The organism is Streptacidiphilus fuscans (assembly GCF_015690355.1).
GTDB classification, from domain to species: domain Bacteria; phylum Actinomycetota; class Actinomycetes; order Streptomycetales; family Streptomycetaceae; genus Streptacidiphilus; species Streptacidiphilus fuscans.
In genome coordinates, this window is sequence record NZ_JADPRT010000006.1 from 416284 (window position 1) to 434695 (window position 18412).

Consider the following 18412-nt stretch of genomic DNA (forward strand, 5'->3'; position numbering starts at 1 on the left):
ACAGGTCCACCCTTGACCGAATTAGTTATACGACGCACAATCATTGCTATGACTACAACTAATTCGGAGGGTCCCGCCACGCCGGCCCCGGCCCCAGGCAGGCGGGTGCTGCTGATCGGCGCGTCGCGCGGGCTCGGCCTCGCGCTGGCCCGCGAGTGGGCGCGGGGCGGCCGACAGGTCGTGGGCACCGTGCGCGGGTCGGGCCGGACGGGTCTGCACGAGCTCGCCGAGGCCCACCCCGGACAGGTCGAGATCGAGACCGTCGACGTCACCGAGCCCGCGCAGATCGCGGCGCTTCAGGCACGCCTCGCGGACCGGACGTTCGACCTGCTCTTCGTCAACGCCGGTGTCACCAACCAGCCCGAGGGCACGGTCGCCGAGACGTCGAACGAGGAGTTCGTCCGGGTCATGGTCACCAACGCGCTGAGCCCGCTGCGCGTCGTCGAGGCCCTCCAGGACCGGGTCACCCCCGAGGGGACGATCGCGGTGATGTCCTCGGGCCAGGGCAGTGTGGCCAACAACGAGCACGGCGGACACGAGGTCTACCGGGGCAGCAAGGCCGCCCTCAACACCTTCATGCGCAGCTACGCGGCACGCCACCACGGCGAGGCCCGCCCCCTGGTGCTGATGGCTCCGGGCTGGGTGCGTACCGACATGGGCGGTCCGGGCGCGCGGCTGGGCATCGACGAGAGCATCCCGGGCGTCGTCCGGACGCTCGACGGGCTGCACGGGCGGCCGGGTCTGCACTACGTCGACTACCTCGGCCGGACGGTGCCGTGGTGAACCCACCGAGAGCAGGCGAAGCGGGACCACCCGCCGACCCCGCGCAGCAGGCCTGGGCTCTGATGCAGCGGTTCGTCGAGGCGCACAGCCGCCGGGGCGAACTGGCCGATGCGCTCGGGTTCCGCCTCGGCGGGGGCCGGGGCAAGTTCCTCTTCCAGCTGCGCGAAGGGCCGCTGACGCTGCGTCAACTCGCGCAGGCCAACGGCCTCGACGCCCCCTACGCCACCCTCGTCGTCGACAAGCTGGAGGCCCACGGCCTGGTGGAGCGCCGACCGCACCCCGACGACCGACGCCGCAAACTGGTCACGCTCACCGCCGCCGGACACGACGCCATTGCAACCGCCGACGCCATCCTGCTGCGCCCGCCCGCAGCGATGCGGACCCTCCCGCAGGAGGACCTCGGGCGGCTCGCCGAGCTGGTCGCCCGGCTCCTCGACGCGGACGACGGCGCAGACGGATCGCCGGGTCAATGAACCAGGCCATGGCGGTGAGGCCGGGGTCGCGCACGCGGACGGTCGGTGCCTACGCCTGTGCTGCGGGGAGCGGGTCCTGGCCCACCAGGCGGTGGCCGCGTTCGGCCGATTCGCGTACCGCGTCGAAGCCGTACGCGCGCATCTCCGCCTCGTAGGCGTGCAGGGCCTGCGCGAGCGGGCGTCCGGCGGCGGCCTCGACGAGGCGGTCGGTCAGGACCCGTGCGTCACGCAGCGCGGTGTTCGCGCCGACGCCGATCGCCGGGCTCATGACGTGGACGGCGTCGCCGAGCAGGGTGACCGCCGTGGTCTCCCACGCCGCCACGGGCACGCTCGTGCGCACCGACACCGGGAAGAGCGAGTCGGGATCCTGCCGCGACACCGCCTCGACCAGACGGGGGTGCCAGCCCTCCACCAGCGACAGCGTCAGCGCGCGCAACCCGACGCCGCCCAGGGCGAACAACTCGGCGTCGCTGCAAGGGAACTGCTCTCGCCGGGCGCCGAACACGCACGCCAGGTAGTCGCGGTCCGCGCTCAGCTCGGTGCCGGGAGCAAGCCGGGCCGCCGCCTCGTGGATCGGCTCGCGGTACCGCACGGGAGCCAGCCCGACGAAGCGCCGCTCCGGGCCGACGACGGTGGTCCACAGGCCGAGCAGCTCGGGCGGGAGCAGCGCGCGGGCCGCCTCGTCCGCGAACGGGACCTTGCCGTAGATCAGTCGCAGCCCGGCGTCGACGACCTGTGCCTGCGGCAGGTACTGGCCGCGGACCGCCGAGTTGACGCCGTCCGCGCCGACCAGGACGTCGCCGGTGGCGCTGGTGCCGTCCGCGAAGTGCGCCGTCACCGAACCCGACGGGTCGACGTCGTAGTGCGTGAGCCGGGTGCCGTAGTGGACGGTCTTCTCCAGCCCAGACAACAGGATCTGACGCAGCATCCGACGGTTGACGGCCAGGTTCCCGCCCCCGGGCAGACCGGGGACGAGCGGGAGCTCCTGGGCGTGCAGCAGGTCCAGCCGCTGGTCGAAGGTGTCCATACGCGGCCCCGGCGTCCCGGCGGTGGCCGCGAACAGCGCGAAGGCCTGCGGCGTCAGCAGCGCCTGGAGCGCGGTGATGCCGTCGGGGTTGATCCGGATGCGGTAGCCCTGGATGCGGAACTCGGGGTCGGGGTCCTTCTCGTGGACCGAGGCGCTGATCCCCGCCCGGCGAAGCCCCTGTGCGAGGGCCAGGCCACCCAGCCCGCCCCCCGGCGATGACGACATGCAGATCCGACACAGTCGTGTCCCTTCTCGACATGAAACGAAAAGGGACGCACCGGACGTGCCGCAACGGGCACCGTACGAGCGGACGACCGCCATCCGGACTACCTACCGGACCGTGACTTTCGTACGTCCGTCATCGACGCTAACACACGGTCAGGCGCGGAGCGCAAGAGCCGGCAGCAGGTTTGCCCTTCGACCGCCCTACCGGGGACACAGACCGCCGAGGAGCAGGTCGATCAGGCGGCGGGGGTCGTACCCGGAGTCCTTGCCTGCACCGATGCAGAGGTTGCCGACGCCGTGCATCAGTTCGAGCGCCTCGATGCCGGAGCGGACCTCGCCCGCCGCCACGGCGGCGTCGAGCAGCTCGGCGCAGACGGGGACCAGCCGGTCGATGAAGTACGCGTGCAGGCCCGCGAACGCCTCGTCGTCGGAGTGCAACGCCGCGGCGAGGCCGTGCTTGGTGACCAGGAAGTCGACGAAGAGGTCGATCCACTCCGCCAACGCGGCGTACGCGGACCGAGCGCTCGCCAGCAGCGCCGGTCCGGCCTCCGCGCATGCCTCGACCTGGTGACGGTAGACGGCGACGACGAGATCGGCCCGCGTCGGGAAGTGGCGGTAGATGGTGGCGACACCGACGCCCGCCCGGGCCGCGATGTCACGCACCGGCGCGTCGACGCCGGAGGCCACGAACGCCGCGGCCGCGGCGTCCAGCAGGGTCTGCTCGTTGCGCCGCGCGTCGGCGCGCTTCCGGGGAGCCGCCGGTACTGATCCGCTGCCGGTGTCGACCACTGCGCCACTGCCTCCACTCGTCGTATGCCTTGCCAACCGGAACACCGTTCCGTATGGTTTAACCGGAACGCTGATCCGCTCACCAGGATGCCAGACGGGCCACCACGGGACCAGGCCGAACGTAGCCACCCGTCAGTCACGTCTCCCTCTCTCACCCGCTCGCGTTCCGTCCGAGCTTCGTCCTGCCCCGACTTCGCCGTCCCTCGATGCCGTCGCTCGACGACGTCCCCCTCCCAAGGAGCACCCATGGACAGCCCCACCGCAACCGTCGGCCCAGCCGCCCCCGTCGTCTCCGTCCACCCCGTGGTGCTGGCGGCCCCGGGCCGCGGCGAGGACCTGCGGGTGCGGGTCTCAGCCCCGCTGGTCGGGGACCGACTCCCCGTCCTCGTCTTCTCGCACGGATTCGGCCAGTCCTCGGACAGCTACGCCCCGCTGGTCGACTTCTGGGCCGCGCACGGCTTCGTGGTGGTCCAACCCACCCACCTCGACTCGCGGTCCCTGGGCCTCGCGCCCGACGACCCGCGTCAACCGCGGATCTGGCGCCTGCGGGTCGAGGACCTGGTACGCGTCGTCGACCAGCTCGACCTCGTCGAGGCCGCCGTCCCGGGCCTCGCGGGACGGGTGGACCGCGACCGTGTCGCCGTCGCCGGGCACTCGTGGGGCGCCCAGACGGCGAGCATGCTGCTGGGCGCACGGGTCCTGGACCCCGACGGCGGCCCGGACACGGACCTGTCCGACCCGCGGATCACGGCCGGGGTGCTGCTCGCCGTGCCGGGAACGGGCGGTGACGACCTGACACCTTTCGCCGCCGAGCACTTCCCCTTCATGCACCCGGGCTTCGCGGGGATGAGCACCTCGGCCCTGGTGGTCGCCGGTGACAAGGACCAGTCCGCGCTGAGCGTCCGGGGGCCCGAGTGGTTCACCGACGCCTACGCGCTCAGCCCGGGAGCCGAGAGCCTGCTCACCCTGTTCGGCGCCGAGCACTCGCTGGGCGGGATCTCCGGCTACCACTCCACCGAGACGACGGACGAGAGCCCCGAGCGCGTGGCGCTCGTCCGACTGCTCACCACCGCCTACCTGCGCACCGCCCTCGGCGTCGACGCGTCCGCCTTCGCGGCGGCCCGCGCCGAGGCGGCACGAGGCGCCGCCGCGATCGGCCGCGTGGACTCCAAGTGAAGCCGCATCGCTGCATCTGCGGCACCTGAGCTGCGGCGCTTGAGCTGCGGCACCTGAGAGGAGAACCGACATGGAATACCGGCCTTTGGGACGCACCGGCGTCTCGGTCAGTCAGATGTGCCTCGGCGCCATGATGTTCGGCGCCTTCGGAAACCCCCACCACGACGACGCGGTCCGGATCATCCACCGGGCGCTGGACGCCGGGATCAACGTCATCGACACCGCCGACGGCTACTCCGCCGGTGAGTCGGAGCAGATCGTCGGCAAGGCGCTGGCGGGCGGACGGCGTGACGACGTGGTGCTCGCGGTCAAGTTCGGCCCGCCCTTCGACGAGAAGCCCAACCACCGTGGCGCGTCACGCCGCTGGATCACCGAAGGCGTCGAAGGCTCGCTGCGGCGGCTCGGCACCGACTGGATCGACCTCTACCAGGTCGGCGTCCCCGACCCGGACACCGACATCGACGAGACCCTGGGCGCCCTGACCGACCTCGTGCGGGCGGGCAAGATCCGCTCCTTCGGCGCGTCGAAGGTCCCCGCCTCGCAGATCGTCGAGGCCCAGTGGGTCGCCGACCGCCGCGGCCATGGACGGTTCCGCACCGAACAGCCCCCGTACTCCCTGCTGACCCGCGCGATCGAGTACGACGTGCTGCCGACCTGTCGGCGGCACGGCATGGGCGTGCTGGCCTACAGTCCGCTGGCAGGCGGCTGGCTGTCGGGCAGCTACCGCAAGGGCCGGGAGATCGGCGGGCCCGGCTCCGTCGCGCGCAGGCAACGGTTCGCGGGACGCTACGACACCGCGGCCGCCTCGAACGCGGCCAAGCTGGACGCCGCCGACGCGCTCGGCGCGCTCGCGGACGAGGCGGGGCTGACGCTCGTTCAGCTGGCGGTCGCGTTCGCCGTCCGCCACCCCGCCGTCACCGCCACGATCATCGGTCCGCGCACCATGGAGCATCTGGAGGGCTACCTGGCCGCCGACGGCATCGTCCTCTCCGACGACGTGCTCGACCGCATCGACGAGATCGTGCCCCCTGGGGTCACCGTCAACGTGGCCGACAACATGTGGGAGTTCGGGACCACGGCGCTCACCGCGGCCAACCGCCGACGGTAGGCGCCCGGCTTGCTGCATCACCCTTCCGCGCCGCCCACCGCTCCGACGCTGTCGAGGTTCTCCTCCACCCAGCTCCGCAGCAGGTTGAGCGGCACGGCGGCGCTCTTGCCGAGCGCGGTGAGCGAGTACTCGACGTGCAGCGGAACGGCCGGGTAGACCGTGCGGTCGATCAGGCCGAAGTCCTCCATCCGACGCAGGGTGGCGGTCAGCACCTTGGGGCTGACCCCCTGCAGTCGGCGCTGGAGCGCGCCGAACCGCTGCGGACCCTCCTCCAGCGCGCCCACGGCCAGGGCGGACCACTTGTTGGCCAGCAGGTCGAGCAGGGGCCTGCACGGGCACTGCGCGGCGTAGACGTCGTGGTGCGAGTGCTGGCCGCTCGGGCAGCTGGTCACCATTTCTTGCGCTCCTCACCTGGATGCTTCCCATCGGGAAGTAGCTCCCCTTGCAGGTAACTACACCCACGGACCTAGCGTCATTCCCGTCAGCGCGGAGGCCGCGGCGCACAAGTGCCGAACGGCCTTCCGCATCACGCGATTCACGCGAGAACGAGGGATGAGCCATGTCCGCAGCAGCAACAGACGACACCAACCCGGCGACCATGCGCGCGGTGGTCCAGGACGCCTTCGGGGGTCCCGAGGTGCTCCGCCTGAAGGAGGTGGCCCGGCCGAAGCCGCTGCCGACGGAGGTGCTGGTGCGCGTGCACGCCGCCGGGGTGAACCCGGTGGACTGGAAGACCCGGGCCGGTAGCGGCATGGCCGGGGTGCTGGGGCAGCCGCCCTTCGTGCTCGGCTGGGACGTCTCCGGCGTGGTCGAGGCGGTCGGCTTCGGCGTCACCACGCTCGCGGTCGGCGACGAGGTCTACGGGATGCCGTGGTTCCCGCGCTCCGCTGGTGGCTACGCCGAGTACGTCGCCGCGCCCGCACGGCAGTTCGCCCGCAAGCCGGCCTCGGTCGACCACGTGCACGCCGCCGCTGTGCCGCTGGCGGCGCTGACCGCCTGGCAGGCCGTGGTCGACACCGCCCAGGTGCAGCGCGGACAGCGCGTCCTGATCACCGCCGCCGCAGGCGGGGTGGGCCACTTCGCCGTCCAGTTCGCCCGCCACCTGGGCGCGCACGTCGTCGCCACGGCCAGCGCCGCCCGCCACCCCTGGCTCAAGGAACTGGGCGCGGACGAGACGGTCGACTACAGCACCACCCGCTTCGAGGACGTCATCCGCGACGTCGACGTCGTCATCGAGCTGGTCGGCGACACCCACGACGGCAGCAGCACCCGCTCGCTGAAGGTCCTGCGACCGGGCGGACTGCTCGTCGCGGTCCCGGAGGGCGTCTCACCCGAACTGGCCCAGGCCGCCGAGGCCGCAGGCGTCCGGGTCACCCCTTTCCTGGTCGAGCCGGACGGGGCCGCGCTGACGACGATCGCGGGGCTGATCGACGCCGGCGAGGTCGCCGTCGAGGTGGAGCAGACCTTCCCGCTGGACCAGGCCGGCGCGGCCCACGCCCGCGGCGAGGCCGGCCGCACCCGCGGCAAGCTCGTCCTGACCACCGCCAACTGACCCTCGCACCAAGGATTCTTAAGCATGAACGCCGACGCTCTTCCCTTGTCGTCCCCCGCTGCCTCGATCACCAAGATGGCCGCGGCGGCGCTGATCACGGCGGTGCACACGGCCGCCGCACACCTCGGCTTCGACGCGGCGGTCGCCGTCACCGACCACGGCGGCCACCTCAAGGCGTTCGACCGCGCCGACGACGCGCCCTTCCTCACCGCCGAGGTGGCCGTGGACAAGGCCTGGACCGCCGCCGCCTTCCGCATCAACACCCACGCCTGGAACGCCTACCTGGCCGACCCGCGGATCGCGCCGCTGTCCGGCCACCCGCGCCTGACGGCGGTCGGCGGCGGATACCCGGTCATCGAGAACGGCCGCTGCATCGGGGGCCTCGGCATATCCGGCGGGACCTACGAGCAGGATCAGCAGGCGGCCGAGGAGGCCCTCGCCTCGCTCGGTTTCGACCTGCCCTGACACCACTCCGACTGCGGCACCGACGCCTCGTCGACGTAGACGACCAGGGTGTGTTCCGGCTGCTCCGCCAGATGGAAGGCGCTGTAGGAGAAGGTGGTCACCCCCGCGCCCTGACGCCGCAACCGCTTGCGTCCGCCCTGCCGGTCCTGGACGTCGTGGCGAGGCCACCAGGCTTGTGCCTCGGGACTGCGTGCGACCAGGTCCCCGATCAGCTCGGGGTAGCGGGGGTCCTGCGGACGGCGCCCGGCCAACTGCCGCAAGCGGGCGAGCAGGCCGGACGCCTCCCGTTCCCAGTCCACCACCACGTGCCGGGCCTCCGGGTCGAGGAAGACCCAGCGGGCGAAGTTCGCCGGCCGGTCGCCGTGGGAGCGCAGGAAGGGAAACAGCTCGGCGGCCGCCTGGTTGTGGCCGAGCACGTCGTAGGCGCCGTCGATGATGTACGCGGGCTGCGGCTGCAGGAGCAGCGGGACCACCGCGGCCGCCGGGTCGAGCGCGACCCGACCGTCGTCCGCGACGGCCGGTGCGCGACCGGCGAGTTCGAGGAGGTGGGTGCGCTCGTGCCGGTCCAGGCGCAGCACTTTCGCGAGCGCGTCCAGCACCTGGTCGGAGACCTGGATGGGTCGCCCCTGCTCCAGGTAGGTGTACCAGGTGGCGCTGATGCCCGCGAGCAACGCCAACTCCTCGCGACGCAGCCCGGGCGTGCGGCGACGCAGGCTGCAGGGCAGCCCGACCTGCTCCGGAGTGATCCGTTCCCTGCGGCTGCGCAGGAAGGCGCCCAGCTCACGGCGCTGGTCGGGGGTCTTGGTCATGATGGGTGGCACTCCTGGTTCCAGAACAAGCCGGCTCTGTATACCAGGCCGCCCGCTTCCCAGACTGGTACCCGATCCGGTCCGGCGGCGCCCACGGCCGCCGGACCGCCCTGACACGACAGGAGTTGACACGATGACGTCCGATTTCACGGCGTCCGAGGCGGCGTCCGAGGCGACGTCCGGCACGGCGTCCGGCACGAGGCCCTCCGGTATCGAGGGAAAGGTGGTGGCGGTCACCGGCGCGGGCAGCGGGATCGGCGAGGCGACGGCGCTGCTGCTCGCGGCACGCGGGGCCCGCCTGGTCCTCGGCGGTCGCCGGACGGAGAAGCTCGACGACCTCGCCGCCCGGATCGAGGCGTCCGGCGGGTCCGCCGTGGGCCTGCGCACGGACGTCACCCGGCGCGCTGACCTGGCGGCTCTGGTCACACTCGCCCAGGAGCGGTTCGGCGGCCTGGACGTGCTGGTCAGCAGCGCCGGTTCGGGCGCCATCTCGCCCCTGGACGACCTGCGCGTCGACGAGTGGGACGCGATGGTGGACGTGAACCTCAAGGGGGTGCTGTACGGGATCGCCGCCGCGCTGCCCGTCTTCCGGGCGCAAGGGTCCGGCCACTTCGTCACCGTCGCCTCCACGGCCGCGCACCGCGTCGCGCCGTCGATGGCCGTCTACGCGGGGACGAAGTTCGCGGTCCGGGCCGTGTGCGAGGGACTGCGCCAGGAGGCGGGCGACGCGGTGCGGGTGACCACCGTCTCGCCCGGGATGGTCGCGACCGCCTTCGCCGAAGCGTCCACCAACCAGGAGGTCAGGGACCAAATCTCGGGCCTGCGGGACCGCATCGCGATCCCGGCCGAGGCGGTGGCGCGCGCGATCGCATTCGCCGTCGAGCAGCCGCACGACGTCGACGTGAACGAGATCGTCATCCGTCCCACAGCGCAGACCTGACCTGACCTGACCTGACCTCACCGGCTGCCGGTCAGACGCCTTGTCGCGCCGCCTCCAAGGAGGCGCGCGCGTCGAGGGCGCCCGCGATGGCGTCCCACAACGCGCGGCGGGCGTGCAGCCCCGTGCGGACCGTCTCGGCGGCCTCGCGCCACTTCACGCCGTCGTGGCCGCACAGATCGGCGAGCATGGCCATGGCCATGGGGGTGTGCTCCTCGCCGTCGACCTGGATGTGGCGGGCCAAGTAGTCGCGGAACGGCCCCAGTCGGCCGCCCTGGTCCTCGATCCTGGAGATCTGGTCGAACATCTCGGGGATCAGGTCCTCACGGCCGAAGGCGAACGCCGCGGCGCGGCGGTGCACCGGCGCGTTCTCGACGATGTCCCAGGTGACGTGGACGAAGTCGGCTGCGGCCGTGGGAACCTGAGCCGCCTTCAGCGCCGTGCGGACGTCCTCGCCGTGGCGGAGGCGGGTCAGCAAGCCCTCGATGGGCCCGACGTCGGCCCCGGCCTTCCGCATCCCGGCAAGGTAGAGCTCGAAGTGGCTGGTGAACCCCTCGCCCAGCGCGTCGCTCTCCTCCACCAGGACGATGTCGTTGATCAGGCGACGGCTCTGCGGCGTGCCGCGCGGCACCCACGGCACGTCGACGCAGGTCAGCTCGCGCTGCAGGGACTTGAGCAGCGACATGAAGTCCCAGACGGCAAAGACGTGGTGCTCGGCGAAGGTCCGGACGTCCTCGATGCTGTTCAGCCTCCGGTAGACACTGTGGTCCACGACCTCCGCGCGGGCGGTCGCGACCGCGGCCCGCAGCTCCTCGATCTCCGGGTCTCGCACGTCGTAGTCGTAACGCGGCACGGGTGTCCCCTCTGTTCAGCCATGTTCGGCCCGACTCGTCTCTGTTTGTACACAGACCGGGCCCCGGAGGCCAGTTCACCAGGGCAGACCGCTCGCACGGCGACGGTGGGGCCGACGCATCGCACGAACGAGTGAGAGTGCGGTCGCACCTTTGGCGCGGTCACGGACGCACGATGACCTTCAGCGCCTCGCGGTCGTTCATCAGCCGGTAGCCCTCCGCGACCTGCTCCAGGGGCACGGTGCGGTCGAAGACGCGGCCGGGGCGGATCCGGCCGTCCAGGATGTGCGGCATCAGTTCGCCGATGTAGGCGCGCGCGGGCGCCACACCCCCGGTGAGCGTGATGTTGCGCAGGAACTCGGGGAACGCGAGCGGGACCTCCGCGTACTGCGGCGCGCCGACACGGCTGATGGTGCCGCCGTCGCGGACCACTCCGGCGGCCTGGACCAGCGCATCCTTGAGCCCGACGCACTCCAGCACCCGGTGGGCGCCACGGCCACCGGTCAGCTCGCGCACGGCGGCCACGCCCTCCTCGCCGCGCGCGGCGACGACGTCCGTGGCGCCGAACTCGCGCCCCAGGTCGGTGCGCGCGGTGTGACGGCCCATCAGCACGATCCTCTCGGCGCCGAGCAGCTTCGCGGCGATGACGGCGGACAGGCCGACCGCGCCGTCGCCGATCACGGTGACGGTCTCACCGGCCCGGACTCCGGCCGTTCGGGCCGCGTGGTAGCCGGTGCACAGCACGTCGGAGAGGGTCAGCAGGTCGGGCAGCAGCTCGGAGTCCTCACCCACCGGGAGCTTGACCAGCGTGCCGTCGGCGTAGGGGACGCGGGTCGCCTGGCCCTGGCCGCCGTCGACGCCGCCGACGCCCCACGGGCCGCCGTGCTCGCAGGAAGTCTGCAGGCCCTCGCGACATGACTCGCAGGTGCCGTCCGAATAGGTGAACGGTGCCACCACCACGTCACCCGCCTTGAGGTCCCGCACCTCGGTGCCGGTCTCCTCGACCACGCCGATGAACTCGTGCCCCATCTGGCGCGGGGTGTCGGTCACCGGCTGCGACTTGTAGGGCCACAGGTCGCTGCCGCAGATGCAGCCCAGCACGATGCGCACCACGGCGTCGGTGGGCCGCTGGATCTTGGGGTCGGCGACGTCGGCCACGCGGACGTCGCCGGCCTGGTGGAGAAGGGTTGCGCGCACGATCAGTGCCTTTCGTCGATGTGTCGGTCTTCGGTGGGCCGCAGTGAGCTGCATGAGCCCGCCTTCTCCACACTGCGCCCAAGCGGGCCCCGCAGGCAGGCCGAGCTGTTCCGGTGAGCCGCAGCGGGGGTGTGGCAGGGCTCCCCTCGGCACGGGCGACGGGGTGGCGGACGGGCCACACTGAGGGCATGACGGCACAGCGCGGCACTGAGGCGGACGGGTCCGAACTGGGCAGGTTCCTGCGCGCCCGGCGTACCCAGGTGACTCCGGCCGAGGTCGGGCTCACCCCCGGTGCCGGGGTTCGCCGCACCCCCGGGCTGCGCCGCGAGGAGGTCGCCGCGCTGGCGGGGGTCAGCATCGACTACTACACGCGCCTGGAACGCGGCCGAGAGACCCGCCCCAGCCTGGCCGTCGTCGACGCGCTCGGCCGGGCCCTCAAGCTGGATGCGGACGAGCGTGACCACCTCCAGGACCTCGTGGTGCGGGCCGCCCGCCACGCCCCGCAGCCGCCGACCGCCCCGAGCCGCACCGTCAGCCCCCAGGTGAAGCTGCTGCTGGAGAGCCTGCGCCCGAACCCGGCCTACGTCACCAGCCGCACCCTGGACCTGCTCGCCCACAACCCCGGCGCGCTGGCGCTGTACACCGGCCTCGCGGACTGGCCCGCCAAGCAGCGCAACCTCGCCCGCTACCTCTTCCTCCACCCCGCCGCGCGCGACCTCTACGGCGACTGGGACACCCAGATCCGCGGCTGCGTCGCCCGCCTGCGCGCCCTGGCCGGCACCGACCCCGACGCCCCGGATCTCGCCGCCCTCGTCGGCGAACTCCTGCTGAAGAGCCCGGACTTCGCCAAGCTCTGGGACCGCTACGAGGTCACCCGCGGCCGTCACGCCCAGAAGCCGAAGACCTTCCACCACCCCCTGGTCGGCGAGATCACGCTCACTTTCCAGGGCATGCAGTTGGAAGGCACCCCCGGCCAGCGCCTCGGCGTCTACGTCACCACCCCGGGCACCCCGGAACACGACGCTGTCACCCTGCTCGACATGAACGCCCCCGAACGGGTCATCCGCACAGCACCGAGCGGCAGCTGACGCCAGAAGGCCGCTGACCTGCACTTTCATGCAGACCAGCGGCCTTCGACGCACACTCCCCCGGACGGGGTCAGCGCTCGTGCGGCCACTTGCCGGGGTGATCCTCCCAGAAGATCTGGGAGGGGTCGTCGAGATCCGTGCCGGGCCGCTCATGCTCGACGAAGCGGTGCATGTCGCGTTGGGCGCGACATTGCTGGGGCTCCGTGAGGCTGTCGTCGAGGCGGCAGACGACGACCGTGCGGTGACTGCTGTTCGTGTCGTAGGCGCCGACGAAGACGGGCGTGTCCTGGTTCGGCGGTTGCAGGCTGCTCATGGGTCCAGCTGACCACAGGCACCGCGTGTCGGCCCGCCGACAGCGCGCCGTCGGGGCCTCCGCTCCTCCTTCCCCCCGGCTCAGGTGACGAGTTGGTAGATGCTCTTGCTCACCAACCAGAGGCCCGCCAGGAGGGAGATCACCACCACGGCCTGGTCGGTGTGATCGTCCAGCCACACACGCACCCGGTCGAGCTGCCGGCCGGCAGCCTCCGGCGCGAACGCCGTGCACAACTCCATGACGAGAATGCTCGCCGAGGCGAGCAGGCAGAAGCCCATCAGCGCCAGATACGAGGCGACGCTCGACACCTTGGCCCCCACGACGATCGCGGCGGCGGCCGCCACCATGCCCCAAGGCTGCAGGAAGATCCCGAATCCGGCTGCCGTCCAGGCCGACACGTCGTGGAGACGCCCCAACCACGTGGGGGGTGTGCGCGGCTTTCCGGCGGCCTTGCGCCGCTTGTACTCGCCGAAGCAGATGAGAGCGAGGCCGATCGCCAGCTTGACCGCCTCGGCCACGGACGAGGGCACAGTGTGCGGCCGCGGCGGAGTGCCGCCCGTGCCGAGCAGGACCAGCGCGATGACGACGACCAGGCAGGCCAGCCAGGCGAGGATGAAGGCCAGGCCCTTCCGTACGCCGCGATCCGCGGTGAGGATCAGGATGAATCCGGTGTTGTGCAGGGGCCCCAACGTGATGGCCACGCCGATGATGAAGAGGTCGAGAAGCATCGAAGGCGAGCTCCCTGGGAGAATCGGTCGGGTCGAAGATCCCGGCGACGGGCTTCGGCCGCCGGACACGTCGAGTACAGCCTCACCCCGACGGGCGAGGTAGTCGTGGAGCCACTCGGTGATCCGCCGTCCGCGTTCCTCGATTTCTCACCGGGTGACCTTCAAAGGGTGCCGAGGTGCCAGCTCCCCGGAGTGGCGACGCGGAAGGTGACCAGCTCGCCGCCGGTCTCGAGGGGACGACGCGCGTCAGGGAGGACGACTGTTCCGTCGTCGCGGGTGAGCCGCGGCGACTCGCTCGTGTGCGCGCAGGCCACCACCACGACCGTGTCGGGGCGGGACGTGGTGAGTCTGGCACCGGTCAGAGCGCCGTCGCGCCAGCGGAGGTCGACGGTGACCCCGCCCCTCGCCCGCAGGCCGGTGACCGAGCCCATCGGCCACTCCGACGGCAGGGCCGGCAGCAGGCGCAGCACGCCGTTGTGGGACTGGACCAGCAGCTCGGCGATGGCGGCGCTGACGCCGAGGTTGCCGTCGATCTGGAACAGGTCCGGCGGGTGGAGGCCGAAGAGGTTGGGCGCGGTCGAGGTCGTGAGGAAGCGGTGGATGCTGTGTGCGGCGAGCGGCGCGTCACCGAGACGAGCGGCCAGTGCGGCCACCCAGGCCAGGCTCCATCCCGTGCCCCCTCCGCCGTGCTCCAGACGACGGGTCAGGGCCTTGCGGGCGGGTTCGATCCACGTTGCGTCGGTGACGGGGTCGATCGCGGAGCCGGGGTAGAGGCCGTAGAGGAGGGAGAGATGCCGGTGTCCGGGGTCCTCCTCCGGGAGGTCCTCGCGCCACTCCAGCAACCGTCCGTCGTCGGCGAGCGCGGGCGGACGCAGCCGTTTGCGGGCCGCGGCGAGTTCGGCGGTGAAGCCGTGGTCGGTGTCGAGGGTCGCGGCCGCCTCCTCGACCGCGTCGAAGAGCTCGCAGGTGAGCCAGAAGTCCATGGTGCACCCGGCGGAGACGGCTGCCAACGAACCGTCAGCGGTGCGGAAGTGGTGCTCGGGTGAGGTGGACGGGCAGGTGACGAGGTTGCCCTCGCCGTCCTCCGTCAGCAGGTCCAGCAGGAACCTCGCGGCACCGCGCATCGCCGGATAGGCGCGCTCGGCGAGGAAGCGCAGGTCGCCGCCGAACTGGTAGTGCTGCCACAGGTGGGCGGCCAGCCAGGACCCGGCCATCGGCCAGGTGGCCCAGACGGGGTCGCCCGCCACCGGGCTGGTGGAGCGCCAGAGGTCGACGTTGTGGTGGCAGACCCAGCCGCCCGCGCCGTAGTGGGTCTCGGCCGTCGCCGCACCGGCCTCGGTGAGGTCGGCGACCAGGTCGAAGAGCGGCTCGTGGCAGACGGCGAGTCCGGTGGTCTCGGCGGGCCAGTAGTTCATCTGCAGGTTGATGTTCGTGGTCCAGTTGGAGTTCCACGGCGCGGCGATCTCCCGGTTCCAGATGCCCTGCAGGGTCGCGGGCTGGGTGCCGGGGCGGGAGGAGGCGACGAGCAGGTAGCGGCCGTAGGCGAAGAGGAGGGCGGTGAGCCCCGGGTCGTGCGCTCCGGCGCGGACAGCGGAGAGGCGCTCGTCGGTCGGTAGGGCTGCGGCCTCCGGCGGGTCGGGCAGCCGCAGCGTCACACCGCCATACAGTGCGCGGTGGTCGGCCAGGTGGTCGGCGAGCAGGTCGTCCCAACTCCGCTCCCCCACGGCGTCGAGGCGCTCGGTGACCTCGCTGCGCGCCGCGTTGGGGCTTGCCGGCTGCTGCTTCCAGCCTTGGTAGCCGGTGCCGACGGCGATGACGAGTGTGGCCTCGGTGGCGTCCGCCACCGTCAGCCGGTCGGACTCGGCGTTCATGCGTCCACCGTCGCAGCGGACGCGCAGGCCTGCCGCGAACCCCGTTCCCTCGTCAGGGCGGTAGTACGCCGGTGCGTCCTCGCCGAAGGCGAGGTGGGCGGGGGCGCGGCCCTGGGTCACCAGCGTCTGCCCGGCGGCCTCGACGGCCGTGCCGGGGTGCGCGCTGGTGAAGCGGGCCGTGAAGCCCAGCCGCCCCGGGGTGTCGCTGTGCAGGCGCAGGACCATCACGCCCGCCGGGGCCGACACGAACGCCTCGCGGACGAACCGCACTCCGCCCGCCTCGTAGGCGACCGTGTGCACCGCGTCGCCGAGGTCCAGCGTCCGTCGGTAGTCGACGACTTGGGAGACGGTGCCGGAGTCCAGGACCAGCGTGGCCAGCGGCTGGTAGGCCTCGATGAACGGGCCCTGCATCCGAGCGGCGATCCGGTCCGCCTCGACGGGGTCGCGACCGTGCAGCACCGCGCGTCGCAGTGACGGTAGGAGTTCGGCGGCCCCAGCTCGGTCGTGGCGTCCGGGGCCGCCGGACCAGAGGGTGTCGGCGTTCAGTTCGACCGTCTCGGTGTCGACTCCGCCGTAGACCATCGCGCCCAACCGGCCGTTGCCGAGCGGCAGGGCCTGGAGGAAGGTGTCGGCGGGCTGCCGGTACCACAGCCGGTCGGCCGTCTGGTCATGCGTCGACAAGGATTCCGCTCCGATCGAAGAGAAGGCGGGAGAAATTGAGCCCGGGGCCGCCGCCGCGCAGGAACGGCAGCGGCCCCGGGGTGTCGCGTCAGTGACGGTGTGTCAGGACAACGTCCACTGCTGGAGCGACGAGCCGGAGTTCGGCTGCTGGGTGACCGCCGCGCCCGCGCTCGTCGAGGCGGTGGTGAGCAGCAGGCCGCTGTGCTCGTTGGTGACGGTGTAGCTGCCGCCGGCCTGCTTGGTGACGATCCAGTCCTGGTTGCTCGCGCCGGTGCAGGTCCACTGGATCACCGGCGTGCCGGCCTTCGTGGCTCCGCCGTCGTCGTCCGCGCACAGGCCGGAGTGGACATTGACGATCTGGTAGGAGCCGTCCGGCTGCAAGGTGAACTGCCAGCTCTGGTTGGACGCACCGGTCGGGGTCCAGGTGATGAACTGGTTGCCGGGCGCGGTGCTGCCGTTGGCGTCGTCCAGTGCCATGCCGTTCGTGGTCAACGTGTGGGCGCCGTTCAGGTTGGCGGGGACCGTGCCGACGGCGGTCATGCTCAGCGTCTGCTGGGCGGCCGTGCGGTCGCCGCCGACGCTGTTGCCGGTGGTGTTGGTCCAGTACCGGGCCGGGGTGGTCTCGGCGTAGCCGCCGTTGTCGGCGGAGAGGCCGAGGACCAGTCCGCTGTAGCGGTTGACCAGCCGGTAGGTGCCGCTGCCGTCGCTGCTGGGGATGACGAACCACTCCTGACCGACGCTCACCCCGCCCGTGCCGACGCCGGTCGTGGTGGGGGCGGTGCCCCAGGCGCGGCTGGTGGTCTGCGTCGAGTCGACGCCGAGCAACTGTCCGCTCGACGCGTTGGTGATCCGGTAGGAGCCGTCGCCGTCGCTCGCGAACGACCAGTCCTCCAGCGTCGATCCGGTGGCGGCGGTCTCGGAGGTGGTGGCGGAGCTGCCGGAGACCTGGGTCAGCACCCGGCCGTCGCCGCTGGCGATGGTGTACGTCTTCGTCGGGTCGAACGGCGCGGCGGCCGGGGCCGAGGAGTCCACCGTCACGTTGGCGTACTCGCCGTCGCCGCTGTTGCAGGAGATGGCGCAGTAGGAGCGGAAGGTCTTGCCCACGACGGTCGAGCTGGTGGCGTTGGCGCCGTCGAGGAACCAGCGGTACCAGGACTGGTCCGTGTAGGTGCCGGTGTCACCGGCCAGGTACCACTTCTGCGTGGCCAGGTTGTCGGTGACGTAGAACTGCTGCGCCGCCGCGGAGTTGGTCGCGTTCTCCGGCTCTCCGATGTAGAGGCCGAGGTAGGCGTCGTAGGTGATGTTCATGATGAACAGCTGCGACTTGGCGGGCAGGGTGCCGGCCGCGATCTGCTGGTCCACGGTCCCGGTGGTGGCCGGGCTGTAGTCGCTCGACGGTGCGGTGTACCCGTTGGGGTTGCTGCTGGTGGCCGGGACCATGTTGCTCTCCAGCCCGCCGATGCCGGCCTGGGTCCAGGAGCCGTCGTACCACTTCTGCCAGGTCCCGGCGGCCATCTTGCCGGAGATCGGCGCGCGGGCGACGTGCGCCAGGCCGCCGTTGCTGCCGCCGACGCCGCCCTTGGGGATGATCCGGGAGCCGTAGTAGACGTAGAAGTACCCGGACGCGTAGTCGACGTAGAGACGCGGGTCGCCGTCGCCGTAGTCGTACGTCTGGTTGGGGAACGCGGTCGTGTCACCGCGCTGGGTGCTGTACGGGGACGTGATCGCGTGGCCCTCGATGGTCCACGTCTTGCCTTCGTCCGTGGACTTGGCGTAGTCGATCGCGTCGTAGTGCAGCCCGTCACCGAACGGCTCGGGGGTGAACTCGTTGTGCACCAGGCCGTACCAGTCGCCGGTGTCCGGGTCGACCCAGACGCCGACGAGGTCGCAGTAGTTGGGCTGCGCGTAGCCCGAGCCCGACGGGGCGGAGGTGGCCGTCAGGCCGGTCGGGCTGTTGTTGCAGCGCCAGGTCGTGTTGGCGTTGCTGTCCTGCGAGTTGGCGGGGTTGACGGAGTTGTCCAGCGTCGAGTCCGCGGTCGCGGTGTCGAAGTTGCTGCCGGTGTAGAAGCTCCACTGCCGGGAGTCGGTCGCGCCGTAGAGCGAGTCGGACTCCTGGAAGTAGAACGTCCCGTCCTTGTCCAGGTACGAGCCGGCCGGGGTGTCGTCGGCGTAGTTGTACGTCCCGGTCGAGCCGACGGTGACGGTGTAGGTGGCGCTGGACGGGTCGGCCGAGGCGTGGCCGACGCCGAGGACGGTGCCGCCCGCTATGGCGAGGGCCATGGCGACGACCGTGCCGAGTGCTCTTCTTCGAGAACCTGACACAAGGGCTCCTTCAGGTG

General features: G+C 71.7%; 18 protein-coding genes. 8 read left to right on the top strand and 10 right to left on the bottom strand.

The window, feature by feature from the left end:
• The first annotated feature begins 48 nt into the window (after positions 1-48).
• Entirely contained in the window at positions 49-783 is a 735-nt protein-coding gene (locus I2501_RS17705; protein WP_196195004.1) for an SDR family oxidoreductase, read from the top strand.
• Positions 780-1256, top strand: coding sequence for a MarR family winged helix-turn-helix transcriptional regulator (locus I2501_RS17710; protein WP_196195005.1), 477 nt, complete (start codon positions 780-782; stop codon positions 1254-1256). The genes I2501_RS17705 and I2501_RS17710 overlap by 4 nt, the downstream gene beginning before the upstream one ends.
• 49 nt (positions 1257-1305) lie before the next feature.
• Here the strand turns inward: I2501_RS17710 and I2501_RS17715 are convergent, their stop codons facing one another.
• Positions 1306-2508, bottom strand: a complete 1203-nt coding sequence (locus I2501_RS17715) for an FAD-dependent oxidoreductase (RefSeq protein ID WP_196195006.1) — start codon at positions 2506-2508, stop codon at positions 1306-1308.
• Between the two features lie 201 nt (positions 2509-2709).
• A complete protein-coding gene (locus tag I2501_RS17720) occupies positions 2710-3297 on the bottom strand; it encodes a TetR/AcrR family transcriptional regulator (protein ID WP_196195007.1) in 588 nt (195 codons plus the stop codon).
• 246 nt (positions 3298-3543) lie between these two features.
• On the opposite strand from I2501_RS17720, the gene I2501_RS17725 reads away from it, so the two are divergent.
• Together I2501_RS17725 and I2501_RS17730 are read left to right on the top strand one after the other, a co-directional pair.
• Positions 3544-4473, top strand: coding sequence for an alpha/beta hydrolase family protein (locus I2501_RS17725; RefSeq protein WP_196195008.1), 930 nt, complete (start codon positions 3544-3546; stop codon positions 4471-4473).
• Between the two features lie 70 nt (positions 4474-4543).
• On the top strand, positions 4544-5581 hold the full coding sequence (locus tag I2501_RS17730) for an aldo/keto reductase (protein ID WP_196195009.1): 1038 nt from the start codon (positions 4544-4546) through the stop codon (positions 5579-5581).
• Between the two features lie 17 nt (positions 5582-5598).
• On the opposite strand, the gene I2501_RS17735 is transcribed toward I2501_RS17730, so the two are convergent.
• Positions 5599-5976, bottom strand: coding sequence for a winged helix-turn-helix transcriptional regulator (locus I2501_RS17735; protein ID WP_196195010.1), 378 nt, complete (start codon positions 5974-5976; stop codon positions 5599-5601).
• Between the two features lie 164 nt (positions 5977-6140).
• Here I2501_RS17735 and I2501_RS17740 point away from each other — a divergent pair, with 164 nt between their 5' ends.
• On the top strand, positions 6141-7133 hold the full coding sequence (locus tag I2501_RS17740) for an NADP-dependent oxidoreductase (RefSeq protein WP_236046537.1): 993 nt from the start codon (positions 6141-6143) through the stop codon (positions 7131-7133).
• Between the two features lie 24 nt (positions 7134-7157).
• Positions 7158-7598: a GlcG/HbpS family heme-binding protein gene (locus tag I2501_RS17745; protein WP_196195011.1), complete on the top strand. Its 441-nt coding sequence runs from the start codon at positions 7158-7160 to the stop codon at positions 7596-7598.
• Here the strand turns inward: I2501_RS17745 and I2501_RS17750 are convergent.
• Positions 7547-8407 carry a helix-turn-helix transcriptional regulator gene (locus I2501_RS17750; protein ID WP_196195012.1) on the bottom strand — a complete coding sequence of 287 codons (861 nt, stop codon included), beginning with the start codon at positions 8405-8407 and terminating at the stop codon, positions 7547-7549. The two genes, I2501_RS17745 and I2501_RS17750, sit on opposite strands and share 52 nt — an antisense overlap.
• Before the next feature lie 133 nt (positions 8408-8540).
• Between I2501_RS17750 and I2501_RS17755 the strand changes: the two genes are divergently transcribed.
• Complete coding sequence (locus tag I2501_RS17755; protein ID WP_196195013.1) at positions 8541-9347, top strand: SDR family oxidoreductase; 807 nt, start codon at positions 8541-8543, stop codon at positions 9345-9347.
• Positions 9348-9378: 31 nt separating this feature from the next.
• Here the strand turns inward: I2501_RS17755 and I2501_RS17760 are convergent, their stop codons facing one another.
• Entirely contained in the window at positions 9379-10197 is an 819-nt protein-coding gene (locus I2501_RS17760) for a DUF3050 domain-containing protein (protein WP_196195014.1), read from the bottom strand.
• Positions 10198-10357: 160 nt separating this feature from the next.
• The gene (locus I2501_RS17765) at positions 10358-11392 is read right to left on the bottom strand and encodes a zinc-binding dehydrogenase (protein ID WP_196195015.1); all 1035 of its coding nucleotides are present in this window, start codon (positions 11390-11392) and stop codon (positions 10358-10360) included.
• A 188-nt stretch (positions 11393-11580) separates the two neighbouring features.
• On the opposite strand from I2501_RS17765, the gene I2501_RS17770 reads away from it, so the two are divergent.
• Positions 11581-12480: a helix-turn-helix transcriptional regulator gene (locus I2501_RS17770; RefSeq protein ID WP_196195016.1), complete on the top strand. Its 900-nt coding sequence runs from the start codon at positions 11581-11583 to the stop codon at positions 12478-12480.
• A gap of 70 nt (positions 12481-12550) precedes the next feature.
• Here the strand turns inward: I2501_RS17770 and I2501_RS17775 are convergent, their stop codons facing one another.
• The 4 genes from I2501_RS17775 to I2501_RS17790 form a co-directional block, all read right to left on the bottom strand.
• Complete coding sequence (locus I2501_RS17775) at positions 12551-12793, bottom strand: hypothetical protein (RefSeq protein WP_196195017.1); 243 nt, start codon at positions 12791-12793, stop codon at positions 12551-12553.
• Between the two features lie 80 nt (positions 12794-12873).
• Positions 12874-13521: a GAP family protein gene (locus I2501_RS17780; RefSeq protein ID WP_196195018.1), complete on the bottom strand. Its 648-nt coding sequence runs from the start codon at positions 13519-13521 to the stop codon at positions 12874-12876.
• 161 nt (positions 13522-13682) lie between these two features.
• Complete coding sequence (locus tag I2501_RS17785) at positions 13683-16073, bottom strand: glycoside hydrolase family 95 protein (protein ID WP_196195019.1); 2391 nt, start codon at positions 16071-16073, stop codon at positions 13683-13685.
• A 102-nt stretch (positions 16074-16175) separates the two neighbouring features.
• Positions 16176-18412: RICIN domain-containing protein (locus tag I2501_RS17790; RefSeq protein ID WP_328806426.1), on the bottom strand; the 2237-nt coding region annotated here is incomplete at its 5' end.